General features: G+C 64.4%; 26 protein-coding genes. 14 read left to right on the forward strand and 12 right to left on the reverse strand.

Annotated features, from left to right (window positions below):
* Window positions 1-61: 61 nt before the first annotated feature.
* Window positions 62-2,602: an ATP-dependent DNA ligase gene (locus LJ362_RS13215; RefSeq protein ID WP_264799518.1), complete on the reverse strand. Its 2,541-nt coding sequence runs from the start codon at window positions 2,600-2,602 to the stop codon at window positions 62-64.
* A 183-nt stretch (window positions 2,603-2,785) separates the two neighbouring features.
* Between LJ362_RS13215 and LJ362_RS13220 the strand changes: the two genes are divergently transcribed.
* The 4 genes from LJ362_RS13220 to LJ362_RS13235 are packed head-to-tail and all read left to right on the forward strand — an operon-like array spanning window position 2,786 to window position 7,050.
* The gene (locus LJ362_RS13220; RefSeq protein ID WP_082819431.1) at window positions 2,786-3,298 is read left to right on the forward strand and encodes a (2Fe-2S)-binding protein; all 513 of its coding nucleotides are present in this window, start codon (window positions 2,786-2,788) and stop codon (window positions 3,296-3,298) included.
* The gene (locus tag LJ362_RS13225; protein WP_264799519.1) at window positions 3,295-4,329 is read left to right on the forward strand and encodes an FAD binding domain-containing protein; all 1,035 of its coding nucleotides are present in this window, start codon (window positions 3,295-3,297) and stop codon (window positions 4,327-4,329) included. The genes LJ362_RS13220 and LJ362_RS13225 overlap by 4 nt, the downstream gene beginning before the upstream one ends.
* On the forward strand, window positions 4,322-6,394 hold the full coding sequence (locus LJ362_RS13230) for a xanthine dehydrogenase family protein molybdopterin-binding subunit (protein ID WP_264799520.1): 2,073 nt from the start codon (window positions 4,322-4,324) through the stop codon (window positions 6,392-6,394). The genes LJ362_RS13225 and LJ362_RS13230 overlap by 8 nt, the downstream gene beginning before the upstream one ends.
* Complete coding sequence (locus LJ362_RS13235) at window positions 6,391-7,050, forward strand: NTP transferase domain-containing protein (protein ID WP_264799521.1); 660 nt, start codon at window positions 6,391-6,393, stop codon at window positions 7,048-7,050. Before LJ362_RS13230 ends, LJ362_RS13235 begins: the two co-directional genes overlap by 4 nt.
* Before the next feature lie 63 nt (window positions 7,051-7,113).
* Here the strand turns inward: LJ362_RS13235 and LJ362_RS13240 are convergent, their stop codons facing one another.
* From LJ362_RS13240 to LJ362_RS13255, 4 genes are read right to left on the reverse strand one after another with little or no spacing between them, the layout of a single operon-like run.
* The gene (locus LJ362_RS13240) at window positions 7,114-7,812 is read right to left on the reverse strand and encodes a glycosyltransferase (RefSeq protein ID WP_264799522.1); all 699 of its coding nucleotides are present in this window, start codon (window positions 7,810-7,812) and stop codon (window positions 7,114-7,116) included.
* Between the two features lie 8 nt (window positions 7,813-7,820).
* Window positions 7,821-9,251, reverse strand: coding sequence for a bifunctional PIG-L family deacetylase/class I SAM-dependent methyltransferase (locus LJ362_RS13245; protein WP_264799523.1), 1,431 nt, complete (start codon window positions 9,249-9,251; stop codon window positions 7,821-7,823).
* Window positions 9,223-10,281 carry a hypothetical protein gene (locus LJ362_RS13250; protein WP_264799524.1) on the reverse strand — a complete coding sequence of 353 codons (1,059 nt, stop codon included), beginning with the start codon at window positions 10,279-10,281 and terminating at the stop codon, window positions 9,223-9,225. Before LJ362_RS13250 ends, LJ362_RS13245 begins: the two co-directional genes overlap by 29 nt.
* 56 nt (window positions 10,282-10,337) lie before the next feature.
* A complete protein-coding gene (locus tag LJ362_RS13255) occupies window positions 10,338-11,426 on the reverse strand; it encodes a hypothetical protein (protein WP_264799525.1) in 1,089 nt (362 codons plus the stop codon).
* Between the two features lie 244 nt (window positions 11,427-11,670).
* On the opposite strand from LJ362_RS13255, the gene LJ362_RS13260 reads away from it, so the two are divergent.
* A complete protein-coding gene (locus LJ362_RS13260) occupies window positions 11,671-11,949 on the forward strand; it encodes a DUF3263 domain-containing protein (protein ID WP_039207045.1) in 279 nt (92 codons plus the stop codon).
* A 33-nt stretch (window positions 11,950-11,982) separates the two neighbouring features.
* On the opposite strand, the gene LJ362_RS13265 is transcribed toward LJ362_RS13260, so the two are convergent.
* Entirely contained in the window at window positions 11,983-12,177 is a 195-nt protein-coding gene (locus LJ362_RS13265) for a hypothetical protein (RefSeq protein ID WP_062862288.1), read from the reverse strand.
* Window positions 12,174-12,470: a MerR family transcriptional regulator gene (locus LJ362_RS13270; RefSeq protein WP_052239733.1), complete on the reverse strand. Its 297-nt coding sequence runs from the start codon at window positions 12,468-12,470 to the stop codon at window positions 12,174-12,176. The genes LJ362_RS13265 and LJ362_RS13270 overlap by 4 nt, the downstream gene beginning before the upstream one ends.
* Window positions 12,471-12,591: 121 nt before the next feature.
* On the opposite strand from LJ362_RS13270, the gene LJ362_RS13275 reads away from it, so the two are divergent.
* Window positions 12,592-13,023, forward strand: a complete 432-nt coding sequence (locus LJ362_RS13275; protein WP_264801849.1) for an Hsp20/alpha crystallin family protein — start codon at window positions 12,592-12,594, stop codon at window positions 13,021-13,023.
* An 813-nt stretch (window positions 13,024-13,836) separates the two neighbouring features.
* Here LJ362_RS13275 and LJ362_RS13280 read toward each other — a convergent pair.
* From LJ362_RS13280 to LJ362_RS13295, 4 genes are all read right to left on the reverse strand, one after another.
* Entirely contained in the window at window positions 13,837-14,976 is a 1,140-nt protein-coding gene (locus LJ362_RS13280) for an XdhC family protein (RefSeq protein ID WP_264799526.1), read from the reverse strand.
* Window positions 14,977-15,030: 54 nt separating this feature from the next.
* The gene (locus tag LJ362_RS13285; RefSeq protein ID WP_264799527.1) at window positions 15,031-15,441 is read right to left on the reverse strand and encodes a DUF3224 domain-containing protein; all 411 of its coding nucleotides are present in this window, start codon (window positions 15,439-15,441) and stop codon (window positions 15,031-15,033) included.
* Window positions 15,442-15,544: 103 nt separating this feature from the next.
* The gene (locus LJ362_RS13290) at window positions 15,545-16,801 is read right to left on the reverse strand and encodes a phospholipase D-like domain-containing protein (RefSeq protein WP_264799528.1); all 1,257 of its coding nucleotides are present in this window, start codon (window positions 16,799-16,801) and stop codon (window positions 15,545-15,547) included.
* 36 nt (window positions 16,802-16,837) lie between these two features.
* The gene (locus tag LJ362_RS13295; protein WP_162835617.1) at window positions 16,838-16,981 is read right to left on the reverse strand and encodes a GPGG-motif small membrane protein; all 144 of its coding nucleotides are present in this window, start codon (window positions 16,979-16,981) and stop codon (window positions 16,838-16,840) included.
* Between the two features lie 266 nt (window positions 16,982-17,247).
* On the opposite strand from LJ362_RS13295, the gene LJ362_RS13300 reads away from it, so the two are divergent.
* From LJ362_RS13300 to LJ362_RS13310, 3 genes are all read left to right on the forward strand, one after another.
* Window positions 17,248-18,123 carry a Ku protein gene (locus LJ362_RS13300; RefSeq protein WP_264799529.1) on the forward strand — a complete coding sequence of 292 codons (876 nt, stop codon included), beginning with the start codon at window positions 17,248-17,250 and terminating at the stop codon, window positions 18,121-18,123.
* Between the two features lie 118 nt (window positions 18,124-18,241).
* Window positions 18,242-18,658, forward strand: coding sequence for a ChaB family protein (locus LJ362_RS13305; protein WP_139468251.1), 417 nt, complete (start codon window positions 18,242-18,244; stop codon window positions 18,656-18,658).
* A gap of 61 nt (window positions 18,659-18,719) precedes the next feature.
* Window positions 18,720-19,613 (forward strand): SDR family oxidoreductase, encoded by an 894-nt coding sequence (locus LJ362_RS13310; protein ID WP_264799530.1) that lies wholly within the window; start codon window positions 18,720-18,722, stop codon window positions 19,611-19,613.
* A gap of 65 nt (window positions 19,614-19,678) precedes the next feature.
* Here LJ362_RS13310 and LJ362_RS13315 read toward each other — a convergent pair whose 3' ends face one another.
* The gene (locus LJ362_RS13315) at window positions 19,679-20,254 is read right to left on the reverse strand and encodes a MarR family winged helix-turn-helix transcriptional regulator (RefSeq protein ID WP_264799531.1); all 576 of its coding nucleotides are present in this window, start codon (window positions 20,252-20,254) and stop codon (window positions 19,679-19,681) included.
* Between the two features lie 53 nt (window positions 20,255-20,307).
* On the opposite strand from LJ362_RS13315, the gene LJ362_RS13320 reads away from it, so the two are divergent.
* From LJ362_RS13320 to LJ362_RS13340, 5 genes are read left to right on the forward strand one after another with little or no spacing between them, the layout of a single operon-like run.
* Complete coding sequence (locus tag LJ362_RS13320; RefSeq protein ID WP_264799532.1) at window positions 20,308-21,348, forward strand: polyprenyl synthetase family protein; 1,041 nt, start codon at window positions 20,308-20,310, stop codon at window positions 21,346-21,348.
* A complete protein-coding gene (locus LJ362_RS13325) occupies window positions 21,345-22,595 on the forward strand; it encodes a cytochrome P450 (RefSeq protein WP_264799533.1) in 1,251 nt (416 codons plus the stop codon). The genes LJ362_RS13320 and LJ362_RS13325 overlap by 4 nt, the downstream gene beginning before the upstream one ends.
* Complete coding sequence (locus LJ362_RS13330; protein WP_264799534.1) at window positions 22,592-23,023, forward strand: lycopene cyclase domain-containing protein; 432 nt, start codon at window positions 22,592-22,594, stop codon at window positions 23,021-23,023. The genes LJ362_RS13325 and LJ362_RS13330 overlap by 4 nt, the downstream gene beginning before the upstream one ends.
* Window positions 23,020-23,367: a lycopene cyclase domain-containing protein gene (locus tag LJ362_RS13335; RefSeq protein ID WP_264799535.1), complete on the forward strand. Its 348-nt coding sequence runs from the start codon at window positions 23,020-23,022 to the stop codon at window positions 23,365-23,367. Before LJ362_RS13330 ends, LJ362_RS13335 begins: the two co-directional genes overlap by 4 nt.
* Entirely contained in the window at window positions 23,364-25,034 is a 1,671-nt protein-coding gene (locus tag LJ362_RS13340) for an FAD-dependent oxidoreductase (RefSeq protein ID WP_264799536.1), read from the forward strand. Before LJ362_RS13335 ends, LJ362_RS13340 begins: the two co-directional genes overlap by 4 nt.
* Window positions 25,035-25,053: the final 19 nt, after the last annotated feature.

Here is a 25,053-nt window from a genome sequence, read left to right on the forward strand (position 1 = left end):
TCGATTCCCGAACGCCGAAGAAAGGTCCTTGAGGATCGGAGCAGAATCAGCGTCGATTGGTTCAGACTCGGACGTCCTCTGCGTCGATGTCGGAGCGCAGGCCGCGCCAGACCGGGTGCCGCAGGCGTCCGGCCTCGGTCAGGCCAGAGAACCGGACCTCCCCGACGAGGTCGGGTCGCACCCAGTGGGCATCTCGCGACTCGTCGGCCGGCACGGTGAGCGCCGGCGTCTTCCGCGACCGGCGATCGAGGCTGGAGCGCAGACTCCGCAGGGCCGCCTCGTCGAACCCGGTGCCCACGCGACCGAGGTAGTGGAGCCCTTCGTCGTCATGGGCGGCGACCAATAGCGAGGCGAAGCTGGATGAGCGTTCTCCTTCGCCGGTCCGCCAGCCGACGATGATGACATCGCGGGTCGAGGCGTGCTTGAGCTTGGTCCAGGTGCGGGTGCGCTTTCCGGGCAGATAGACGCTGTCGGTCCGCTTCGCCAGCACTCCTTCGAGTCGAAGCTTCCGGCTGGACTCGAAGGCGGCGTCGACGCTTCCTTCGAAGGCCTCGGGCACATGGATGTGCTCGCTCTCGGTCACGAGTTCGAACAGACGTTCGCGCCGTTCCGTATAGGGGGTGCGCAGCAACGACGATCCGTCCGCGTGGAGGACATCGAAGAGCATGAGGTAGACAGGGGTGCGTCGCTGTTCCCGTTCGATATCGCTGTCCCGGCTCAGCCCCATTCTGCGCTGGAGGCGTCCGAAGTCCGGTCGGCTGCCCTGCCCGAGGGCGACGATCTCACCGTCGAGGATGCAGTCGACATCGATACACTCGACCAGTTCGTGAAGCTCCGGGTACGTGTTCGTCATGTCATGGCCGTTGCGGCTGGTCAGCTCGATGCTGCCGGTGCGCTCCCCGTCACCGGGCTCCACCCTCGCCAGCGCACGGATGCCGTCCCATTTCATCTCGAAGGCCCAGTCCTCGGCCTCCCGCCGGAGGGAGCCGATGTCGCCGATGCTCGCGAGCATCGGGGACAGATCCGCCGGCAGAGCCTCTTTCTTCGCAGCTCGCTTCTTGGAGGTACGCCCGGTCGGCGTGCCCTTCTTCGATGAGTCGTCCGCTGCCGCCGACTGCTTCTTCGGCTCGTCCTCCATGAGGTGGATCATCCAGTTCTTCTCGCGCTCCTTGTTCGGTCCGTGGTCACCGGTGTTGAACAGGGCGAACCGCCGCACTCCCCCGAGACCGCCGTCCTCGCGCCCGTGGAGGACCGCGATGATCTCCTTGCCTTCTTGCCACTTCTCGACCTCGATGGTGCCTGCGTCCCAGATCTCGACGTCGCCGGCCCCGTACTCCCCTTTCGGAATCGTGCCTTCGAAACTGCCGTATTCGAGGGGGTGATCCTCGGTCTGGACCGCCAGGTGGTTCTTCCCGGGGTAGGTCGGCGGTCCCTTCGGCAACGCCCAGGACACCAATACCCCATCGTGTTCGAGTCGGAAGTCCCAGTGGAGGCTCCTCGCATGGTGTTCCTGGATGACGAAGGTCAGCTCGTCCCCGCTCGTTCCCTGTTTCCCTGGCACGGGTTCGCTCGTGCGCTTCGGATCCCGTTTGGACCGGTAGGCCTCCAGTCGGTCGCGCTCGGCTTTCGGGGCATCGTCCGACTTCGGGTCGGCTTGGGACTCCGGGGCCGAAGCGGTTCCTCCGACCGCCTCGGCGAGGGGCTCGAGGAGGTCCCCGACCTCATCGACCCGGTCGAGGACCTCTTCGAAGCGCACCTGCTCGACGGCGGCCGGGTCGTCGAATTCGTCCCACCTGCGCGGTGCGGCGACCAACGGGGTGAAGCGTCCGCGCAGCGAATACGGGGCGACCGTGGTCTTCGACGCCGAATTCTGCGACCAGTCGATGAGTACCTTGTTCTCCCGCAGCGTCTTCTTCATCGCAGAGACGATGAGGTTCGTGTGGTCGGCCTCCAGGCTGCGGGCGAGCTCATGGGCGACATCGGAGACCTGCTGCGAGCTCACCGACCCGTCCAGCGGCGCATAGAGGTGGACGCCTTTCGATCCGCTGGTTACCGGGTAGACCTCCAGGTCCATGCCCTCGAGAAGTTCGCGCACGAGCTGGGCCACCTCGATGCAGTCGGCGAGGCCGCGTCCGGGGCCCGGGTCCAGGTCGAAGACCATGCGGTCGGGGCAGCGGGTCTCCGCGTCGATTGTGCCGGGGTCCTTCGCTCCGGCGCTCACCCTCCACTGGGGCACATGGATCTCGAGCGCGGCCATCTGCGTGAGATAGGTCAGGGTCGCGAGATCGTTGACCAGGGGATAGCGTTTGGTGCCGGTGGAGTGCCGAATCGCCCGTGTTCGGATCCACGACGGTGCGGATTCCGGGAGGTTCTTCTCGAAGAACACGTCCCCGGGGTCATCGGCAGTGCCGACGCCGTCGACCCAGCGTTTTCGGGTGGCGATCCGGTCCCGGGCATGGCGGATGAGGTGCGGGGCGATCCTGGCGCAGTAGTCGAGGATCTCCCCCTTCGTCGTGCCGGTCTCCGGGTAGAGAACCTTGTCCAGATTGCTCAATGTCAGTCGATGACCCTCCACCGTGACCTTCTGCTCATGACCTGCCACTGAGCACCTCCTCGCGTGCACCGTTCGTGCTGGATAGTCCTTTCACCGTACTTCGCGCCGATCACGTGCAACAGGGGGTGCGGGACCGGCCGAACGCCCTCGGCGCCGGTGAACCCCCTTGTCGCGGCTTCCGAACGGGGTTAGGTTTGACGGACGTCGACAATGCTGTCTGGAGGCTCTCACATGGGACATTCGCTGCACCTCACCGTCGACGGCCAGGAGCACACTCTGGTCGTGGATTCCAGAACCACTCTTCTCGATGCGCTGCGGGACCGGCTGGGGGTGATGTCCGCGAAGAAGGGCTGCGACCACGGCCAATGCGGGGCCTGCACCGTCCTCGTCGACGGTCGTCGGCTCAACTCCTGCCTGGCGCTCGCGCTCACCCACGACGGTGCCGAGGTCATGACCGCCGACGGTCTGGCCCCCGAGGGTGAACTCTCTACCCTGCATCGGGCATTTCTCGCCCACGACGCGTTCCAGTGCGGGTACTGCACACCGGGCCAAGTCTGTTCGGCCGCAGGCATGCTGGCCGAAGCCGCCGACAACGCACCGAGCGTGGTCACCGAAGACCTCGAGGGACCGGTGGAGCTGTCCGAGGAGGAGATCCGCGAGCGAATGAGCGGCAACCTCTGCCGCTGCGGAGCCTATGTCAACATCGTCGCGGCCGTGCGCCGAGCCGCAGAGGAGTCACGATGAATCCCTTCGACTACGAACGCGCCGCCGATGCCGCCGGAGCCGTCACGACTGTCACCGATCGTCCCGATGCGGTGTTCCTGGCCGGAGGTACGAACCTCGTCGATCATCTCAAACTGGGCGTCGCAGAACCAGGTCTCGTCGTCGACATCAATCGTCTCGAGCTCACGGAGGTCGAGGCACTCGACGACGGGGGCCTGCGGATCGGTGCGATGGTGCGCAACAGCGACGCCGCCGCCGACCCGCGCATCCGACGCGACTACCCGATGCTTGCACGTGCCCTGCTCTCCGGTGCCTCCGGTCAGCTGCGCAACGCGGCCACGATGGGCGGGAATCTGCTGCAGCGCACCCGGTGCGTGTACTTCCAGGACACCTCGACCCCCTGCAACAAACGCGAACCCGGTGCCGGCTGCTCGGCCATCGGCGGCTACACCCGCTACCACGCGATCCTCGGTGCCTCAGCGGACTGCGTGGCCACGCATCCCTCCGATATGGCCGTCGCTCTGGCCGCACTCGATGCCACGGTCGTCGTCCTCGGTGCGACCGGTGAGCGCCGGATCCCGGTCACCGAGCTTCACCGGCTGCCCGGGGATCGCCCTGAGCAGGACACCGTCCTCGAGCATGGCGAACTCATCACGGCGCTCGAGCTCCCTCCCCCGCGGCCCGGCGCCTCGACGTACCGGAAGATCCGCGACCGCGCCTCCTACGCCTTCGCTCTCGTCTCCGTCGCGGCCCGAGTCGACGTCGACACCGCAGGGCGAGCGCCGGTCATCCGTGAAGCCGCGATCGCCCTCGGCGGCGTCGCCCACAAACCCTGGCGTGCCCGCGCCGCCGAGGCGGTGCTTCGGGGGGCGGAACCGACTGCCGAGACGTTCCTGGCAGCAGCCGACGCCGAGCTCGAGGCGGCGGAACCCCTCGACGGCAACCGTTTCAAGGTCCAGATGACTCGCGGCGCCATCTGCACCCTGCTCGCCGAGCTCACCGGAGTCCCGGAAGCTCTGCCGGAATCGACCACGGAGGACACCCATGAGTGACCTGTTCACGACCACAGCCGTCGGTACCCATCAGGTCCGCCTCGACGGCCCGGCCAAGGTCCGCGGCCTCGCCCCCTACGCCTACGAACACCCCCTCGACGATCCGCTCTTCCTCTACCCCCTGCAGGCGCAGATCGCCCGTGGGCGGGCAACGCACATCGACCCTTCCGCAGCCGAATCCGCGGAGGGAGTCGTGCATGTGCTCACCCACGACAACGCCCCCAAGCTGGCGGACACGGATGACGGTGAGCTCGCGATCCTGCGCTCTGCCGAGATCGGATTCCGAGGCCAGTACCTCGGTGCCGTCATCGCCACCACCCCCGAGCAGGCCCGCCACGCGGCGAGCCTCATCGAGATCACCTATGTGCAGGACGATCACGACGTCGAGCTGCGCGAGGACCACCCGGCCGCCCGGGAACCGGAGTCGGGCGGCGGGGATGTGCGCACAGGCGATGTCGACACAACCCTCGCTGAGGCGGCCGTATCCATCGATGAGCGCTACAGCACCCCCATGGAGCACAACAATCCCATGGAACCGCATACCACCGTCGCCCTCTGGGACGGAGACGAACTGACCCTGTGGACCTCGACGCAGGGCGTGCACCCCGCACGCGCGACATTGGCGCCGATCCTCGGGGTGGAGCAGGAGAAGATCCGCATCATCTCACCGCACGTCGGCGGCGGCTTCGGCTCCAAGGGCCTCCCTCACGCGGATATGATGCTCACTGCCCTCGCGGCACAGGCGGTGCCGGGGCGACCCGTGAAATATGCCGTGACCCGGCAGCAGATGTTCTCGATCACCGGCTATCGAGCTCCGACCCTGCAGCACATCCGTCTGGGCGCGAGAGCCGACGGCACGCTCACGGCCTTCGCTTATGATGCGATCTCCATGTCCTCGCAGACCAAGGAGTTCCCCGAGGAGTCGACGAAGCCGGGCCGCATGATGTACGCAGGCGACAACCGCCGCCTCACCCAGCGAGTGGTTCCGCTCGACGTGCCGGTGCCCTCCTGGATGCGTGCTCCCGGCGAGGCTTCAGGCATGGTCGGACTCGAAATCGCCATGGACGAACTCGCAGTGGCCGCCGGCCTCGACCCCATCGAGCTGCGGGTGCGCAATGACCCGACCACGGACCCGGACACCGGGCTGCCGTTCAACCAGCGCCGCCTCGTCGACTGTCTGCGAGAAGGAGCAGACCGTTTCGGCTGGGAGAAGCGGAATCCGCAGCCGCGCGCCCGGCGGGAGAACGGCTGGTTCATCGGCATGGGCGTGGCCTCTGCGACCTACCCGGCAGGCAGGCAGCCGGGCTCTGTCGCGCGGATCCGCCGCACTCCCGAAGGCTTTGAGGTCTCGATCGGTGCCGCCGATCTGGGCACCGGGACGTGGACCGTCCTGTCTCAGACTGCCGCGGACGCTCTCGGCGTTCCCATCGGGCAAGTAGATCTGCGAATCGGCGACACCGCGCTGCCGAACGCGACCGTGGCCGGCGGATCCACGGGTTTGGCGAGTTGGAGCACCGCGATCGTCTCCGCAGCCCAGGAGCTCCGTTCCGAGCACGGAGCCGATCCTGCCGTCGGAGCCGAGGCCCACGGTGAGGCCGAGGCCAATCCCGCGGCGGAGAAGTTCGCTCTGCACTCTTTCGGCGCCCATTTCGCCGAGGTCCGCATCCAGCCGACCACCGGTGAGATCCGACTCGACCGCATGTTCGGCATGTTCTCCGCCGGGCGGATCGTCAACCCGAGCACCGCACGCTCACAGCTCATCGGCGGCATGACCATGGGCGTCGGGATGGCTCTGCATGAGAAGGGCGAGCTCGACCCGCGCTTCGGTCACGTAGTCAACCACGACCTCGCGGAGTATCACGTTCCCGTCAACGCAGACATCACCGACATCGAGGCAGATTGGCTCGACGAGAAGGACCCGCAGGCCGGTCCCCTCGGCGCGCGCGGCGTCGGTGAGATCGGCATCGTCGGTGCCGCAGCCGCGGTCGCGAACGCCGCCTTCAACGCCACCGGAGTCCGAGTCCGCGATCTGCCGATCTTCGGCGACGCGTTCCTGCCGGCGTGAGCGGCGAGACCGGGTCGACTCCTCCCAAACGACCCGTCCCCGGTCCCCCGAGAGGACTCATCCTCGCCGCCGGAGCCGGACGACGCCTCGGCCGAGGGCCGAAGGCACTGCTGACGCGGGAGGACGGGCTCACCCTGGTGGAGTCGATGGTCCTCGCCCTGCTCGACGGTGGCTGCCGGGACGTCACAGTCGTCACCGGAGCCTGCAGCGAGCAGGTCGCGAGCCTGCTGGCCGGGTGTGACCGCGTGTCCGTCGCGTTCAACCCTGACTGGTCTTCGGGTATGGGTTCCTCGCTGCGCCGCGGCCTGCAGGCGATCGGCCCCGGACCCGACGTCATGGTCACACCTGTGGACCGTCCCGGAATCTGTGCGGCGGAAGTCGCTCGTCTCATCGCCGCCCATCGTCCCCGTGCGATCACTGCTGCGGGCCACTGTGATGCGAATGGGTCGCTGCACCGCGGTCACCCTGTGCTCTTCGATGAGAACTGGACGAGCCAGGCGGCGGCTGCCGCGCACGGCGACGTCGGTGCCCGCGACCTGCTCGAGACGCGCAGAGCTGTCGTCGACCTCGTCGACTGCTCCGACCTCGACGACGGGGCCGATGTCGATGTGCCCGAGGATCTGCACAGGCTGACAGTCGTCAGTTCTCGCGATTAGCTTGGGGTTGTCGGGAACAACTCGGCCTGAGCCGCCCTGAAGTGCTGTGAGCAGAGTCGGGTCTCAAAGAAGGCTCTGCATAAAGCTGCTGAAGCCTCCCTCCGCGCGTCCCTCCAGACGGGCCGAGGTGAGAACCCGGCAGGTATCTGTGCGTCTCACGTTTCCTCCGGCGGCGAGCACTGCAGCAACGGTTGCGGCATCTTCGCCAAGTGGCAGCTGAGGCATGCCGCCGATGATGTTGAGATACGAGCCTCGAATGCCCAGGTTCGCGCCGAACACGTGGGGATGGTCCTCTAGTAACGTGTGGTGAGAGTGCCATTTCGCGATCAGCGCTGCCGACCCGGTATCAGGTCGAGGCGACACTGTGCCGACCAGGCAGTCGCTTCCGGCTTCCGCCATGGCAAGATGCGTCGTCAGCCAGTGGGTGGGAACTCTGCTGTCCGCATCGGTGAACGCAATCCATGTCAGGTCGAAGTTGACATCACGATCAGCTTCAGCCATCTGCTTGAAGTGATTCCAGGCGACATTCCGGGCACTGCCCACGTTCTTGAACGACGTCTCAAGTATCGTGACTTGTGGATGCTGTTCGGCGAAGTCTGCGACGCGGCACACCGTTTCGTCGGTACAGGCGTCGGCCACGACGAGGATTCGAGTGGACAATGGCACGAGCCCATCAGGGACCTGAGCACACGCTTGGGCCACCGAGTCGAGACAGCCGAGGATCTCGTCTTGTTCATTGTGAGCCGGGATGACGATGCCCAAGTGCGTGATCACTCAACGGCTTCCGCAGGGAGGAAATCGTCAGTTTTGTCCACCGTCACGATATCGAGACGATACTCGGCCTCGGAGCGAAAATCGGTCCGCAGTCGGGGCCAGTAGTCCAGGCACGCGTCATGGACTTCATCGGCGGTCAGAGGCCAATCTTCGATGTCACCCTTCCAATGACAGAGAACGAGCACAAAGCGCGATGGGGTTGATTCATCAATGCGTTCCAACGTTCGTTGCAGCTGTGCACGTGTCAGATAGAAGCCGGTCTCTGAGAGGACGACGCAGTCGAAATGCCCTTCGGGCCACTCGTATGGGACAGTGGCGTGCAGGAAGGCTATTTCGGTTGCGGTGGTCGTGTGCAGACGTTTCGCTGTTTTCAGCGCCTCGCAGCTGGCATCGACAGCTGTCACTCTGACGCTGTAAGCGGCAAGCTCTCGAGTCAAAGCGCCGACTGAACAACCGATCTCGAGAATGTGGGAGAACGAGGTCGACGGGAGGTGGGACACAAGGGTCTCGCGTTTGGCGATTTCGTATTCGGACTCCCACACCGTCCACGGATCGCTCCGTTCTCTGTGCACATCATCGAACACCGCCGACGCAGTGGACGCATCATTGATCCGCGAGCCTATTCCCTCCTGACCAGAGCTCGGCGATGCCTCACCGGATCTGAAATCCGTGATCACGAAGGTATCGTGGCTCCGGATGAAGTGTTCCAAATGGGCGCTGGTGAGGATCGCTTCGTCCCCGTGCTGATCCGACAGCGCTTCTGTCTGCGACGGGTAACACGCGAGCAGAGCGTTTCGATCAAGACCTTGAGGGTCAGGTAAGACTGCCCAGGACTGCCACCGAGGGTCTGTGGGAGCAGCCCAGTGCCAGAACCAAATGGGATATTCGAGCACTACGGCATGATGTGATCGCCCGATGTCCAGCGCCGCGGCGCCCACCGCCTCGTGATCACAGTGCCCATCCCGGCTGTAAGGGGCAACGAGTGTCACCGGCCCATCTGCTCGTGCGATCTCCTGTCGGATCACGTCTCGGATCTGGCTTGCATATTCGGGCAGCTGCCCGTCGGGCAGATCGAGAAAACGACTGGAGTGCGCCTTGTCGAAGGTGCTCAGCGCACGATCGAACTCCGCCAGACGGATGCTTTTGAGCTGATCGCCGGTATACGTCGGCGACTCAGGGTGCGATTTCTCGCCTGCGCTGAAGAGTAGGACTTTCAGCTGGCAGCTCCACTCATCGGCACGTGCGAGCAGCGCAGCGGCTCCCAGCGCTTCATCGTCCGGGTGTGCGGCAAGGACGATGATGGTTCCGCCTGTGGCGATTGTGCTCTCCGGAACCGCCGGAAGGTCAAGGGCACCCGCCTGCACCCAGGCATCTTCTCCGGTGCTGCGGTCCTGGTGGCTAAACCTCATCGACATCTGACTCTGCACCGATATTCTCGCCCAAAGCAGCTTCGTCCCGAGGCCCGTGATGCTGACTGAGGTAGACGGTGAGATCAGCGTCAGCTTTGGCAAATGCCGCATCACTCGTCAGAACCGCGGGACCGGCCAGCTCCCTGCTCAGAAGCTGGATCCGTTGGGCACTGCGATATATGTTGTTGCGAACTCTCAGAGCCAGTCTCCACGCGTGTTCTCGCGAGAACTTCTCATCCCCATCCGCTGCAGCAGCAGTTTGCGCCAACATGGTGCGGACCGCGAAGATCTCAGCATCAAGCTGCCCGAGCTGCATCTCTCCCATCGGCGAGCGCCCAGCCCTGTTCAGGTGGGTTTGGGCTGCACGCCGGGCCAGTCCCAGAGCTCCACCGAACCAGCAGGCTGCCACGCGAATCCCGCCCCAAGCGAAAGAGGGGCGGTCAAGGTACCAATTCGGGGGGCCGACACTCGTCGCCGGTGCTCCGTCGAAGACGACTGAGCCGCTCGGGATTTCTCTGAGACCCAGACTCGGCCAAGCACCTGTCTGAGGTCGTACACGAGGGTGCCGAAGATTCACCGCGTAGGCTCGGTTCCCGTCGCTGCCGCTGGCGATGACGATCGCGTCGGTGAGTTCCGCGGCCAAAGAGCACCACGCTTTCGTGCCGGTGAGAAGGTTTTCCGCACCGGCATCGATCACGTTCACGCGATGTGTGGGCAGGTCAGCCGCGTACACGCCCCAGGCCGAATCGGGGTCAGGTGGTTCGTGTCCGGCCTCGGCGAGGATGCCCAGAGCGTCGACGTGGGGTTCAAGCATACGAGCGACGCCGATGTCGATCGCAGCCAGTTGAAGCAGCCTTTCCCATTGATCGATCTGAGGTGAACACCCTGTGAGCTGCAGAAGACGGGCAAGGGCGGTGATCTTGTCGACAATGGACGCACTGCTCGTGACGACCTCGGAGAGATCATCCCTGAAGTCTGGAGTCTCCCACCACGGTTCGAACGGTGTGGCGATGATCCGAGACGAGGTTGAGTCGAACAGGGTTTCCATTTCACGTCCTTCAGGCAGAACATCTTGTCGGAACTCGGATGCTTGGCAGATCTCAGTCAACTGCTCTCCACCGTGTCGTCGGTATCTGTGCTGTTGTCTGTATAGACTCGTTGCCGCATCCGCTGACCATGAGTCACTTTCTGCACGTCGGCATCAGTGTCGAAACTGGCACCGATGCCGCCGGCGACCACACCCATGGCTGCGCTGAGCCACGCGATATCGAGGTAGTTGGTGAACGACGCCTCTTGCTGAATCTGTTGGGTCATAAATGCCGGATCGATAACGACGAGGCCGCCCAGGAGAATGAGGACGACCAGCGTCACGTAGAGAGCGATCACAGTGATCAGCAGTGTGAGGACCGTGGAGAGGTTGTAGTACATGACCACCGTGGCCAGACGTTCGGTGACCGGTCGATCCCAGAGTTTGTGACTGGCGATCAACCAGGCGACCATCACTACGATAGCGAGCGCGCCGATTGAGAGCAGCCGGAGGGTGGACAGGTAGGTCGACATCTGCCAGATCGAACTGTAGAAGATGCCGAAAGCTCCGGTTGCCGAGGCTGCTGCGAGGGCTCCTGAGAGTTTCGGAGCCGTGCGCCAAGGTTCGTTGGCAATCGTCATCCCCATAATCAGGCGTGGGCCTCCGGTGATGGTGTGGGCATGCAGAGACTGATGGCTGGAGTCTTCGTTGTTCGACCAGTTCGACCATCCGAGCAGAAATTTGCGCGTCGTGTCTTCGGGGTCCCACGGGACCAACTTGTTCACTGAGCTCATCATGACTTTGATGATGCGGCGCTTGGTGGCCCACGCGCCGAGTGTGGGGCATGAGATGACCGCAAGGTTGCGGTCCGAGTAGACTTCGGCGATCAGAGGGTCGCCCTGGGTGTGCCGTGGGATCTCTGTGAGGATGAGGATGATGTCGACGTCGGGGTAATCAGCGCGGAGGTCTTCGACTGCGTCTAGAGCCAGCTCGCGCTCGGGTGTCAGATAGATCGTGTCGGTGTGAGTGTGCAGCGTCGTTGTCACCCCATACGCCTCACGCAGATACCGCTCTAACGAGGAGTGGATGGAAGCCGCTCGCCTGCTGGGCAGACCTGGGTCGGCTACGACCAGCACTTGGAGAGCCTGGGATGAGGTGGTGGGCATAAAGTCCTCCGCTACTCGACCAGCGAGTTGTATAGAAGATTGTTCTGGTTCCGAAGTCTAGTGAGCGTAATCACTATGGGGTAGTCCTACACGTCGGCTTCGCTGTCTGAAGTTTTATCGCCAGCGCAGCCGCGGACAACTGCGTCGGACTGGCCGGCGAGCGGTCCCCCTGAATCGAGGTGACCAAGACAGAGTGAGCAGCGACATACGCGGTGTCGAATTCTGCTGTGTCACAATGGTCTCCATGGTCCCCGGCACTGTGCACGAACTGTCCGAGCATGATCGGTTGATCCTCGACTTCGAGAAGACTGCGTCTACTGCGGCGGGGCGACACGAGTTGTGCCAGCGAATCGAACTTCCAGCAGAGAGGTACGCCATCGTGCTCGAGGGGATCGTGGATACGGACGCCGCATACGGTTACGCCCCGGACGTTGTGGAGCGGGTGAGGCGGTTGCGAGCGGAACGGTTCGCATTCGAACGCCGGCAAGGCCGATGGAAGAAGCACAGCAGCTTCCCCCTATAGCCCGATATGCCGCCATCAGAGCAGCGCGGCTTATCACCCGTCTTCATCATCAACCGCTACAACGATGGATTGATCGGCAACATCACCCACATCCGCTTCGCGGATTGCTCCCCAGTGAGGCTCAGCCTCCTCGTAACCGTCGTCGATATGCGTTGCGGCGTCGACGAGCTGTTCGTTCCAATCCGGCCCGGGCACTTCGACGCCAGGGCGGACACTGTCTGCCATCATTGCATCCTCCTCAATTCGTACCGAAGCGAGGTGTTCTCATCCTGGAGATCGAGAATGATTCCGATGCTAGCGAGATTCGCGCCCACGTCAACCAGCTCCCGCACACGCCGCAGACGAGCAATATCCTCGCGACTGAACCGCCGCGTCCCGCCTTCACTTCGCATAGGCGTCACGAGGCCGCGAGCCTCGTACTGCCGCAATGACTGCACCCCAACACCGGTCAACTCCGCAACACGCGAAATCGAGAACAAGCGCCCCCCAGACTCTGAAGTCGCCGTCTCCCCATGTCCCAAAATTCCTCCTGAAACAGTGTTGACATTCGCACTCTGATCGACTAAATCATATGTCTATCAGATGATGTAGATCCTATCATCTGCACGAGTTCACCATCCAGCAAAGGAGGTTTCACCAATGATCATGATGCGCACAGACCCATTCCGCGAAGTCGAACGCCTGAGCAGAGAAATCTTCGGAGCCACCGGCACAACGGCTCGCCCCGTGATGATGCCGATGGACGCCTGGCGCGACGGCGATACTTTCCGCGTCGAACTCGACCTGCCAGGAATTGATCCTGACAACATCGACCTCGACGTCGAGAACAACGTCGTCACCGTCAAAGCTGAACGGCCCGCCCTCGACCACGGGGAGTCTTCGGTCGCGGCAGAGCGGCCCCGCGGGACCTTCAGCCGACAACTCGTCCTCGGCGACAACCTCGACACCAGCAACATCACGGCGAACTACGACGCCGGTGTGCTCACACTCAGCATCCCGGTCGCGGAATCAGCGAAACCCCGCAAGATCGCCATCAACTCAGGCTCTGCTGAACCGGCAGCCATCAGCGCCTGACCACAACTGGTGGGGTGTTCCCATGCAGACGTGTGCAACAGACGTCCAGCTGGGTATCGATGCTGCGTTCTGGGCGATCATCCTCAGCGACCGTGAACTGCGCGACCTCGTCACGAGTCACCACACAGATGATGAACCGCGAGCTTTGAATCACTGCGAGTGCCGGACCTTCAGGCACTCCTCACCGTGGCTGCTGTTCCGGTCTCCCGGTCTCTCGGCAACCCAGGTTATCGCCCACCGAATCCTCGCTTGTCAGCGCTCTCCTCCCCGGTTCAAACGGCGCTGACATCTTCGATGAAAGGAGGTGAGACGTTTCCGCACCCAGGATGAGCTACACAGCCGTGTGGTCGCGTCCGCAATTCTTTCTACCAGTGTGCTCGACGCAAGATGCGCGGCAGTGACGTCACAATGACGACTAAGTGATGCGGGCCCGTCCACGGCTTCCCCTCCTGGCCCCGGGCTATCCCCCGGGGCCAGACCATGTTCGGTTGAGATCAGAAACGAGGAGAACATGTTCGTCAGCTTCTTGGAGAAACTTTTGATTGTCTGGCCCTGGCACGCTCGAGCACTCGCTCGCGCACTTATCGGCAAGACTGCCACAGTCCGCCAACGCCCATGACTGCGCGATCATCGCATATGAATGCTTCCTAGCGCTCGTCATGAGTTGTAGTCCTGAAGGTGAGGTCGTATCGCACGGCAGGGGCAGGCACTACGAGGAACAACAGAATGCTATGACTGACATATCGAAGTCGAATGCGAAGATGCAGCCAGCGACTGGCGACTCCTTTCGCCTCAGTGAAGACTCCTTTCGCCTCAGTGAAGAGGCGAATCTTCCCGTTCGTCGCTGAGGGGAACGACCTGCCGGCGGCCACCGCGTACAGCGAGGATCTCTGCGAGGATCGACACAGCCACCTCGGCGGGGGTGAACGTCTCCAGATGGAGACCGATCGGCGAATGCAACCGTGCCAGTGCTGGGCTCGCCACTCCCGCTTCGCGCAGCGCGGCGCGGCGGTCGCGGTCGCTGCGCCGCGAGCCCATCGCCCCGACGTAGGCCACGTCGAGGTCGAGTGCGACGGCCAGGGTGGGGATGTCGACCTTCGGGTCGTGGCTGAGGACGCAGATCATGCTCCGGGTGTCGAACTCACCGGTGGCGGCCGCTTCGGTGAGAAATCGGTGCGGCCAGGCCCGAACCACCTCGGCGCCGGGAAACGATGTCTGGTCGGCGAAGGACGGACGGGGGTCGCAGACGGTAATGCGCAGTCCCAAGGGTCTGGCCGCTTCGACGAGGGCGAGACTGAAGGCGTTGGCTCCGACGACCAGCAGATGGGCCGGCTCGATGCGGGTCTCGACGAAGAGCTCGATCGGCTCGCTCCCGCCCTCCGGGGGCGCAAGGCGGATGCTGCCGGTGCGGCCGCTGCGGATAAAGGCCCCGACGCGCTGCGCGGCGGTCTCGACCACGGCTTCGGGCACCAGAGGATCGAGGCTGACAGCCAGAGCGTCGGTGCTCGGCCCCGTGCTCTCATCCACAGCGCTGGCCGAGACAGCTGCCGCTGGGGCACAGTCGTCATCGGCGGAAGGCAGGCGCATCACCACGGCTGTCGGTCCACTGTCCGATCGCAGACTGGGACAGCCTGAGCGGAAGGGCTGGATGAGCACGTCGATGCGGCCACCGCACATGAGTCCGACGGAAAAAGCATCCTCGTCGCTGTAGCCGAACTCCTGCACCGAGGCCTCGCCGGTGGCGAGCGCGTCCTGACACGCCTCGAGTACGGCTCCTTCCACACATCCCCCGGTGAGAGAGCCGACGATCCCTCCGGCGGCATCCACGAGCATCGATGTGCCGGCTGGGCGCGGAACCGATCCTTCGGTCGCGATGATCGTCGCGACGGCGACGTCCTGCGGCTCCTGCGAATCGAAGAGCCGCGTCACGGCAGCGGGAAGGACATCAAGCATGGACCGAGACTATACCGTCGGGAACGTCAGCGACAGAGCCTTGACGCGAACGGACTATTCCGGCAGTTCGTACGTCAGCCAGACACGATGGGTGCCGTCGGCTTCGTTCCTCAGTCCGCCGGTCCCAGTGATCCCGGCCAGGTCTCCGGTGCCGCTCGACGGGATGATGACGAACGATTCGTTGTCCCGGTCCTCACCGGTGGTCGTCGCCGAATGGGTGAAGTTGAAGGTGCCCGTGCGTTCGTGCAGCTTCCCTGCGAACGACTCCATGGCGACATAGCCGCCGACGTCGGTCGAATGGTCCACAGCGAAGGTGAACAACGTCGTCGAGTGCCCGCTGACTTCGCCGGTGAAATGCTTCTCCATCCGCGCGAGGCCGACCGGAGTGGCCGTGGTCGGCGTCTCCTCTCGCGGAAGACCGACGGGGGTGAACGTTTCGACGGTGAATTCTCCTGATGCGTCCATGCATCGGCCCTCTCTGCTGGCAGGTCCTCTCGTCCACGCTACCCTGAAAGTGATCGGGATGGGAGCGCACACGAAGACAGGTGCGAAGAGCGAGGAAATCTTCTCAGAGCCAGGGACGCATCGGCACCAGGGCACGTTCGGCGAGTTTCGTCAGGCGACGACGGTTGAGCCAGTCCGAACCGAGTTCGACACAGTGTGTGGAGTCGCTGTCGAACACCTTCTCCATCTCGGCGGCGAACGCCCGGTCGATGACTTCGACATTCGTCTCGTAGTTGTAGGACAGTGACAGTCGATCGATGTTCGCCGTGCCCACCGTCGACCATTCGCCGTCGACCGTCGCGACCTTCGAATGGATCATGCTCGCGGTGTAGAGCAGAACCGTGACCTTCGAATTGATCATCTGCTCGAAGAATCCTCGGGAGAGCCAATCGCCTAGGATGTGGTTCGACTCCTGCGGGACCATAACGCGCACATCCACGCCGCGCTCGGCCGCCTCGATGAGAGAGCGCAGCAGCTGTTGATCGGGGATGAAATAGGGAGTGGTCAGCCAGATCCGCTTCCGCGCACGGGCGAAGGCGTTGAGATACATGCTGCGAATCGGATAGACGAGGTGGATCGGGAGGTTCGCTGAGACCCGCAGCTTCGACTCCCAAGCGGCGGGCGGAACCCAGGCGATCTGTTCGCCGGTGTCGTGGAATTCGTTCCACCCTTCCGCGATGGTCTGTCGCAGGCCCCAGGTCCCGGGACCGACCGATCGCAGATGGGTATCGCGCCAGTGCCGGGCGTAGAGAGAGCCGATGTTGAACCCGCCGACGAAGGCCACATCGTCATCGATGACGAGGATCTTCGAATGGTTGAATCCCGAATGACGCAGAGGTCCTCTCCAGAACTTACGCCTCAGAGTCGGCATCCGGAGCACGTGGATGTCCGCCGAGAGCTGACGGTAGAAGGAGATGGGCACCGACAGGTTGGCGAAGCCGTCGTAGATGAGATGGATCTCCACACCGCGGGCAGAGGCGGCGTTGAACGCGTTGATGAATCGCTGCCCCACCTCGTCGTTCTTCCAGATGAACGTCTCCATGAGGATCGATTCACGTGCAGAACCGATCGCATCGAGCATGTCCTCGTAGAGAGTGGCGCCATCGGTGTAGATGTCGAGTTGTGACTGTTCGACCGTCGAACTGAACGTTCCCGGTCGCGGCGCGGGGCGCGACTTCCGCCCTCGTTTCTGGACGAGGTCGACAGCCATCGAGACGGCGACGGTCGCCGGCACCGCACTGACGAGGCCGGCGACCGCCCAGGGCACGATTCGCCGCAGACTGTCGGCTTGGCGGAGGGCAGGATTTCTCAGAGGAGACATCCGCTCACTCTATCTTGTCCGTCCTCTCCGCCTGTCTCAGCCGAAGATGCTCACTCCCCCGGGCCCGACGAGGCAACCGACGACGATGAGTACGACTCCCCAGAGAATCTGTTTCCTGAAGATGGCGAAGATTCCTGAGATGACGAGGATCGCTGCGAGGATCCAGAGAATGACTGCCATGGGTAGTACTCCTTCATTCGGTGATTGCGAAAGCTGCTTACCGGCAACCGGTTCGCCTTCGAACCGCCAATCTAACACCGCTGCGCTGCACTGACGGAATCGGTAGCCGGACGGTGGTGCCTCACCAGTAGGTCCGGAGGTGATCACTACGGGTGACGTCCAACGCGAATCAACTGAGTGCCTCCGGCGGCCGAAAGTCGCCCCCGACCCGCTGCAGATCGCCAAGGGGTCTAGCCAGTGTTCGAAACCTGCGTTTCAATGGGGTCATGAGAGCTATCTGGACCGGATCCATCGCCTTCGGCCTCGTGAATGTGCCCGTGAAGCTGTATTCGGCCACGGAGAACCACGACGTGAGAATGCACCAGGTCCACGCGAAGGACGGCGGGCGGATCCGCAATCAGCATCGGTGCGAGAACTGCGGGAAGACCGTCGAGTACGACGACATCGACAAGGCCCATGACGACGGCGAGCATCGCGTCGTCCTCACCGACGAAGACCTCGAGGCCCTTCCCGCAGAGGACAACGACGACATCGACGTCCTCCAGTTCGTGCCCAGTGACGAAATCGACCCCATCATGCTGGAGAAGTCCTATTTCCTCGAGCCGACGTCGAAGACGCCGAAAGCCTACCTTTTGCTGCGCCAGACGCTTGAGGACACGGAGCGGACCGCGATCGTCAAACTCACCCTGCGCACCAGGACGCGCCTGGCCGTGTTGCGAGTGTGCGGAAAAGTCCTCATGATTCAGACCCTGCGCTGGGCCGATGAGATCCGTGACGTCGACTTCAAGGGCGTGAACTCGAAGGCGAAGATTTCGGACAAAGAGCTCGAGATGTCAAAGAAGCTCGTGGAATCGTATTCCGAGGACTTCACCCCCGAGGAGTTCAGCGACGACTACCAGGTCGAACTGCGCAAACTCATCGACGCGAAGATCGAATCGGGAGAGAGTTTCGATGTGGAGAAGACCTTCGCCGAGGACGACGCCGAGGAGGACTCCGGAGGCGACGTCATCGACCTTATGGAGGCCCTGCGGAAGTCCGTGGACAGTTCTCGATCATCGAAGCAGGGAACCTCAGGCAAGAAGTCGAGCGCAAAGAAGACCTCATCGAAGAAGTCGTCAGCCGCGAAGAAACGCACCGGATGAGGAGACTCTCACGAGGAAGCTGCAGGAGGATACCCCGTGCATCCGTCCAGAGACTCCCCGCAGAGACACCACCAGTCTGACCGAAACTGCGAACCGACCACGAAGGAGCTGTTCCACTGTGCCGAAGACGACGAAGACAGGAAAGCCGAAGGAGAGCGAGCTGCCCTCGACGCTGGAGAAGTCGAGCAAGAAGGCACAGCGGACCTTCGCGAAGGCCTACGACTCGGCCATCGACGAATACGGGGACGAGAAGCGCGCCCACCAGGTCGCCTACGCCGCCCTCAAACACAGCTATGAGAAGGTCGGCGACAAGTGGGAGGCGAAGGACTCCTCCGGCCCGTCAGATACTCAAAGCTCCGGCGGCAAGAACACCGACCGCCCGACCGCGGGCGGAGTCGACGCGAACGCCTCGAAGGATCACCTTTACGAACAGGCGAAGAAGCTCGACATCTCGGGACGCTCGTCGATGACGAAGAAGGAACTGATCGACGCGCTCGAGAAGGAGAGCAAGCGGAAGACGAAGCAGAATTCCTGACACCGCCCCGAAGCGGCGAAACCGAAGCGGAAACGACCGCCAACGATAAAGGAGGAAGACGATGAGCGACCAGCTGACCTTCCAGGACCCCACCACCCGCTTTCCCGACATCACGCCGCCGAAGCAGGATCAACCCGAACCGGGCCTCGACGCGGAACTCATCCCCGGCACAGATCGCGGTGAGGACAGCTACACCGGCACAGGCAGGCTCCGCGGCCGCAGGGCACTCATCACCGGCTCGGACTCCGGCATCGGAGCCGCGGTTGCGATCGCCTTCGCCCGAGAGGGAGCCGACGTCGCCCTGTCCTATCTGCCCGCCGAGGACGAAGACGCCCAGCACGTATGCGAGATCATCCGAGGCGCCGGCCGCAAGGCCGTGCCTCTCCCGGGAGACCTGTCCGATCCCGAGTACTGCCGCGAAGTGGTCCGCCGGGCGGCAGAAGAACTGGGCGGACTCGACGCTCTGGTCAACAACGCCGGCCGACAGATCGCCGTCGAAGACATCGCCGACCTCACGGACGAGCAGTGGGAGAACACGTTCCGGACGAACATCCACGCAATGTTCCGGGTCTCCCAAGCCGCGCTCGAGTACCTCGAGCCCGGATCGACGATCGTCAACAGCACCTCCGTGCAAGCGTATTCGCCGTCCGCCCACCTCATCGACTATGCGTCGACGAAAGCGGCAATCAACAACTTCACGAAGGGGCTGGCAACTCAGCTGGCACCGAAGGGCATCCGAGTGAATTCCGTGGCACCGGGGCCGATCTGGACCCCGCTGCAGGTCTCGGACGGGCAGCCGAAGGACGCCCTGCCGTACTTCGGCAAGAACACTCCGCTGGGACGGGCAGGGCAGCCGACCGAGCTCGCACCCGCGTACGTCTTCCTGACCTCGTCGGAGTCGAGCTATGTCATCGGTGAGACCCTCAATGTCAACGGCGGCCAGCCCACCCCGTGAGCAATCGCTCCAGGGACGATCGTCGAAACGGTGGGACCGGAGGCGAGAGGAGCGCCGTCTTGATCCTAGGCCCTGTCCTGACCCGGTCGGCTGAACCCGTCATCAGCCAGCACGCCCTGCGGGCGGTCGGCTTCGGTCATGGCAGAGAGGAACCGCAGCACAGTCGCACGCTCCCGGCTGTTCAGGGCCGCGATCGCCTCGAAGCGACGGGCATGCTGGCGACCCACCGACTCGTGCGCTGCCTGCGCGGTCTCCTCTGTCACCTCGATGCTGGTGGTGCGCCTGTCGTGGGGGTGGGGAACCCGGATCAGGTGCCCACCGGCGACGAGGCGATCGACGAGCTTCGTCGTCGAGGCGCTGGAGATTCCGACGGCAGCAGCGATGTCCTTGGGAGTGACGACGAGCCCCTGCCGCTGCGCGCGGACGAGCAGGCGGATGGTGCGCATATCACTGTCGTTGAGCTGCATATACCGCCGCGACGCCTCGGCGAGGACGCGTTCGGCCTCATGCCACTGCCGCAGGGCCTCCATCAGCGCGGTGCACTCCGCGATCTCGGATTCGGACAGGGCCGAACGATCGGAGAACTCCGATTCGGTCGAGAAGTAGGTCAGCCCAGCTGCCTTCGAGTCTGCGGACGGCACGCTGACAGCATACCGCTGACGTGTTAGATTGAACTCTCGCCTGGCTAAAGAAATTGGAGAGCGTCCTGACCGTCGAATCCCGCCTCGTCGAAGTCCTCGCCGCTGCTCGGCGACGCTCTCGAATCCGCACTCAGCAGTATGCGCAGCTCTGGGAAGCGCTGTCGAGGATGGCGTTGGGCGGAAAGATGATCAGGCCCCGCCTGCTCATCGATGCCCATGAGGATCTCGCAGGGACGGCGACGTCGGCCGCGATCGACGCCGCCGGCGCGATGCAGCTGCTGCACATCGGCCTGATCATCCACGATGATGTCATCGACAACGACACCGTGCGTCGAGGGGAGATGAACATCACCGGTCAGTTCTCCTCCGAGGCCATGCTCCTCGGTGCCACGAGCGCCGCAGCGCAGACCTGGGGAACCTCCTCGTCCCTGCTCGCTGGTGACCTCATGCTCAACGAGGCCCAGTCCCTCCTGGCGCGCCTCGACCTCGACGCCCCGCGTCGGCTCGCCGTGCTCGACATCTACGATGAGACGATCGCGGAGAGCGTCGCCGGAGAACAGTCCGACGTGTGGCTGAGCCTCCACCTCGACGAGGCCGACTCCGGTGACGTGCTCACGATGATCGGATGCAAGACCGCCGCCTACTCGTTCGAAGCCCCGCTGGCCATCGCCGCTGTCCTCGCCGGAAGCGATGCCAGCCTGGTCGAGCGGCTGCGCGCCATCGGCCGCCGCATCGGCATCGTCTACCAGCTCAGAGACGATGTCCTCGGAGTCTTCGGCGATGAGCAGGAGACCGGCAAATCCGTACTCGGCGACCTCCGCGAAGGCAAGGAGACCCTGCTCGTCAACACGGCTCGAGCCCATTCGGCCTGGTCCCAGGTCGCCCATCTCTTCGGCGACCGGGGCCTCGACGCCGAGGGTGGCCTCCGGCTGCGGCAGGTCATCGAGGAGACCGGGGCGAGGGCGTACGTCGAATCGATGATCGCCGAGCACTGCGAGACCATCGCCGGGCTCATCGCCGAGGCGGAGCTTCCGCAGGCGCTTGCGGGCAGACTCGCGGACCTCACGTCCGCCTGCAGTCTGAGGTGCGCATGAGCGGGGCCGATCGGTGCCGGCCGAGCCGACGGGCGGTGCCCGGCGATGAGCCGGCCGGTCCCCCGGTCGAGCAGGTGCTTCTCGATCACGGTCCCGACCTTTGGCGCATCCGCTCCTTCGACGCCGCCCGCCAGGTGCTGCGGGCCCGACACCTTACGAAGCAGGCCGGATTCACCGCAGAGCGGATCCCACGCGGCGTCTTCCGCCGACACCCGATCCTCATATCCGACGGGGAGCCCCATGACTTGCAGCGCCGAGAGCTCGCCCGCTTCTTCGCCCCCGCTGTGATCGCCGACAGGTACGGCGAGCGCATCGATGCTCTCGCGCAGGACACGGTCGACCGGATTGCCGCGGCCGGCCGGTGCCGTCTCGACGAGGTGGCTCTGCACTTCTCCGTGGCCGTGACCTCCGAAGTCGTGGGACTGACCGAATCCCCCATCGTGGGCATGTCGCGGCGGCTCGAGGGATTCTTCACCCAGCCGCCGGTCGACCTCACCGCCCCCGGTTGGGGACGGACCCGGAAGCAGTGGCTGCAGGCTGCGATCAACGGTCTTGTCCCGATCGCTCGGTTCTATCTCGCCGACGTTCGTCCGGCGATCCGGGCCCGGCGCCGCAGGCAGCGCGATGACGTCCTGTCCCATCTCATCGGGACCGGACACAGCACGTCGGACATGCTCGTTGAGTGCGTCACCTACGGCACAGCCGGGATGGTCACCACCCGCGAATTCATCACTATGGCGTGCTGGCATCTGCTCTCAGATGACGAACTCGGGGCGGAGTACCTCGCAGCCGACCAGTCGCGGCGGTTGGAGATCCTCGAGGAGATCATTCGTCTCGAACCCGTCGTCGGCCACCTGTTCCGACGCGCGCAGACCGACATCGAGGTGACGGCACCGGATCGCACCGTGACGATCCCTGCCGGGGACCTCATCGACGTCTGCGTCCGCGCGACTAACACCGATGAAGAGGCGATGGGGCCCGAGGGGCATTCCCTGTGCCCCATGCGACACACCACCGGAGCCGTCCCGGCCGTCGGCATGAGCTTCAGCGACGGGGCGCACAAGTGCCCGGGGCAGTCGCTGGCGCTGTTCGAGACCGATGCGCTCGTCCACCGCCTGCTTCGCCGCGGACCGCGACTGGTTGCCGAACCGGAGATCGGCTGGGACAGCGTCATCTCTGGCTATCGGCTGCGCGGATTCCAACTGGCCTTCGACGAGGGCTCCTGCCCGGAGAGGAGACTGTCGTGAGCGCCTTCGAGTATCTGCTCCTCATGGGTGCCTGCGTCCTCATCACCCTGCCCCTGGAGCTGTTCTTCCGGGCTCGGGTGTACCGCCGGTGGAGAACCGTGCTGTGGGCGCTCGTGCCCGTCATCGTCGTCTTCTGTCTCTGGGACGTCGTGGCCATCGCCCGCGACCATTGGGTGTATAACCCGCGGTTCGTCACCGGCATCCACCTCGGCAATCTGCCGCTCGAGGAGCTCGTGTTCTTCATCGTCATCCCTCTGTGCGCCCTGCTCAGCTATGAGGCGGTCGGCACCGTGCTCACAGCTGTACGCAAGCGCGTCAGGCCCGAAAGTCCGCCCCGCCCAGACAGTTCGCCCCGGCCCGCCGGACAGCCCCGGCCACAGGAGCACGCTGACAGGCGCTCCGAGTCCGGAGGAGGTGACGAACGATGAGTATCCCCGAATACACGATCATGACCGTCGCCGGAATGATCCTCATCGTCGGCCTCGAGCTGTTCGTCTTCCGCTCAGGCATATTCCGCCGGGCGAAGTACTGGGCGGCGCTGAGCATCTGCCTGGTCTTCCAGTGCTTCGTCGACGGCTGGCTGACGAAGCTTTCGGATCCCATCGTCATCTACAATCCGGAGGGGCTGAGCGGCATCCGGTTCCCGTGGGACATCCCGATCGAGGACTTCGGCTTCGGCTTCGCCATGATCACTGCCGTCCTCATGCTCTGGCAGTGGCGCCTCAACCGACAGACTGTTTCAATGTCGGCCACCGGAGAGGAGAACACATGAGCCGTCCTGCCTCCCAGCCGCGCCCCCGCGACCGGCACGCGATCCTCACGCCCTCCCACCCGGGGCGTCCGCGACTGCTGCGGCCCAAGCGAGTGACCGTCGTCGGCGGAGGCATCGCCGGACTGGCCGCGGCCACGGTCCTCGCCGAGCACGGGGCCACTGTGCACCTGGTCGAAGCCGAGTCCAGCCTCGGCGGACGAGTCCGGGCCTGGAGCCTCGACGGGGGCCGGACTATGAGCCGCGGATTCCATGCCTTCTTCCGTCAGTACTACAACCTCCGCAGCCTGCTCGCACGCACCGACCCCAGCCTCGACCGGCTGGTCCCGGTCACGGACTATCCGCTCGTGGGTCGGGACGGTCTGCGCGACTCCTTCGCCCGGATTCCGCGGACTCCCCCGCTCAGTCTCGCGGGATTCGCGCTCACCAGCCCGTCCTTCCCGCTGCGCGGTCTGGCCGACGTCGACCTGACGACGGCGTTCGAACTCATCGACGTCGACTTCCCGGACTCCTATCGACGCTACGACGGAGAGTCGGCCGAGCAGTTCCTCGACCGACTGCGGTTCCCGGTCGGGGCGCGGCATCTCGCGCTCGAGGTCTTCGCCCGCTCGTTCTTCGCCCACCCCGCGGACTTCTCCGCCGGGGAGCTCGTCGCGATGTTCCACACATACTTCACTGGCTCCGCCGAAGGGCTGCTCTTCGACGTCCCCGACGACGACTACGACACCGCACTGTGGTCTCCCCTGAGCGAATACCTCGCCGAGGCGGGGGTGCGGATCGAGACCGATACCGCGGTCACCGCGCTCCGCTCTCCGGGCAGAGCGGGCCGCACCGGGTGGCGCGTCGAGACGACGAGCGGGACGCTCGAGAGCGATGCTCTCGTGCTCGCCACCGATCCGCGGAGCACTCGAACGCTGCTGGCCGGACTCGAGGACTCGGTCGACACCGACGCGCTCGGACACGCGCCCGGCTCACCGGCCGCAGGCACGGGAGCTCGCGAGCGGTGGCTGAACAGCGTCACCTCGCAGCGGAACGCCCCGCCGTTCGCGGTGCTCAGACTGTGGCTGGAAGACGAGGTGGATCCGAGCCGACCGGCTTTCCTCGGCACGACCGGCTATGCGCTGCTCGACAACATCTCGGTCCTCGAACGCTTCGAGGCCGGGGCGGAGAGGTGGCGGCATACGCACAGCGGCTCTGTCGTCGAACTCCACGCCTATGCGCTCGGCACCGCTCATCGGGGCGGCGCGCGAGCGATGTTCGAGTCCGAAGACGTCGACCGGGAAGCCGTGACACGCCAACTGCTGGCCGACCTCCAGGCTGTCTACCCAGAGACAGCCGACATCGCCATCACCGCCCAGGAGCTGCTCATCGCCGACGACTGCGCTCTCGCCGACACGCGGGCGTACAGCGACCGCCCCGGCGTCACCACCGCGTTTCCGGGACTGGTGCTCGCCGGCGACGCCGTCGCCTGCGAGGCGCCCGTGGCGCTCATGGAACGCGCGGCGACGACGGGGTTCATGGCCGCGAACGAACTGCTCGCCGGTTGGCGGGTGGAGGGAACCGAGATCTGGTCACCGCCTCGGCGCGGTCTGCTCCGGCGGGGTCTCCTCGGCGCACTGCGCGGACGCAGGGCAACGAGGCACAGGCGTGGAGCACCGGCCGAGGGCTGACTGCCGGTCGCGAAGCCCC

It is taken from the genome of Brevibacterium sp. JSBI002 (assembly GCF_026013965.1).
Taxonomy (GTDB): domain Bacteria; phylum Actinomycetota; class Actinomycetes; order Actinomycetales; family Brevibacteriaceae; genus Brevibacterium.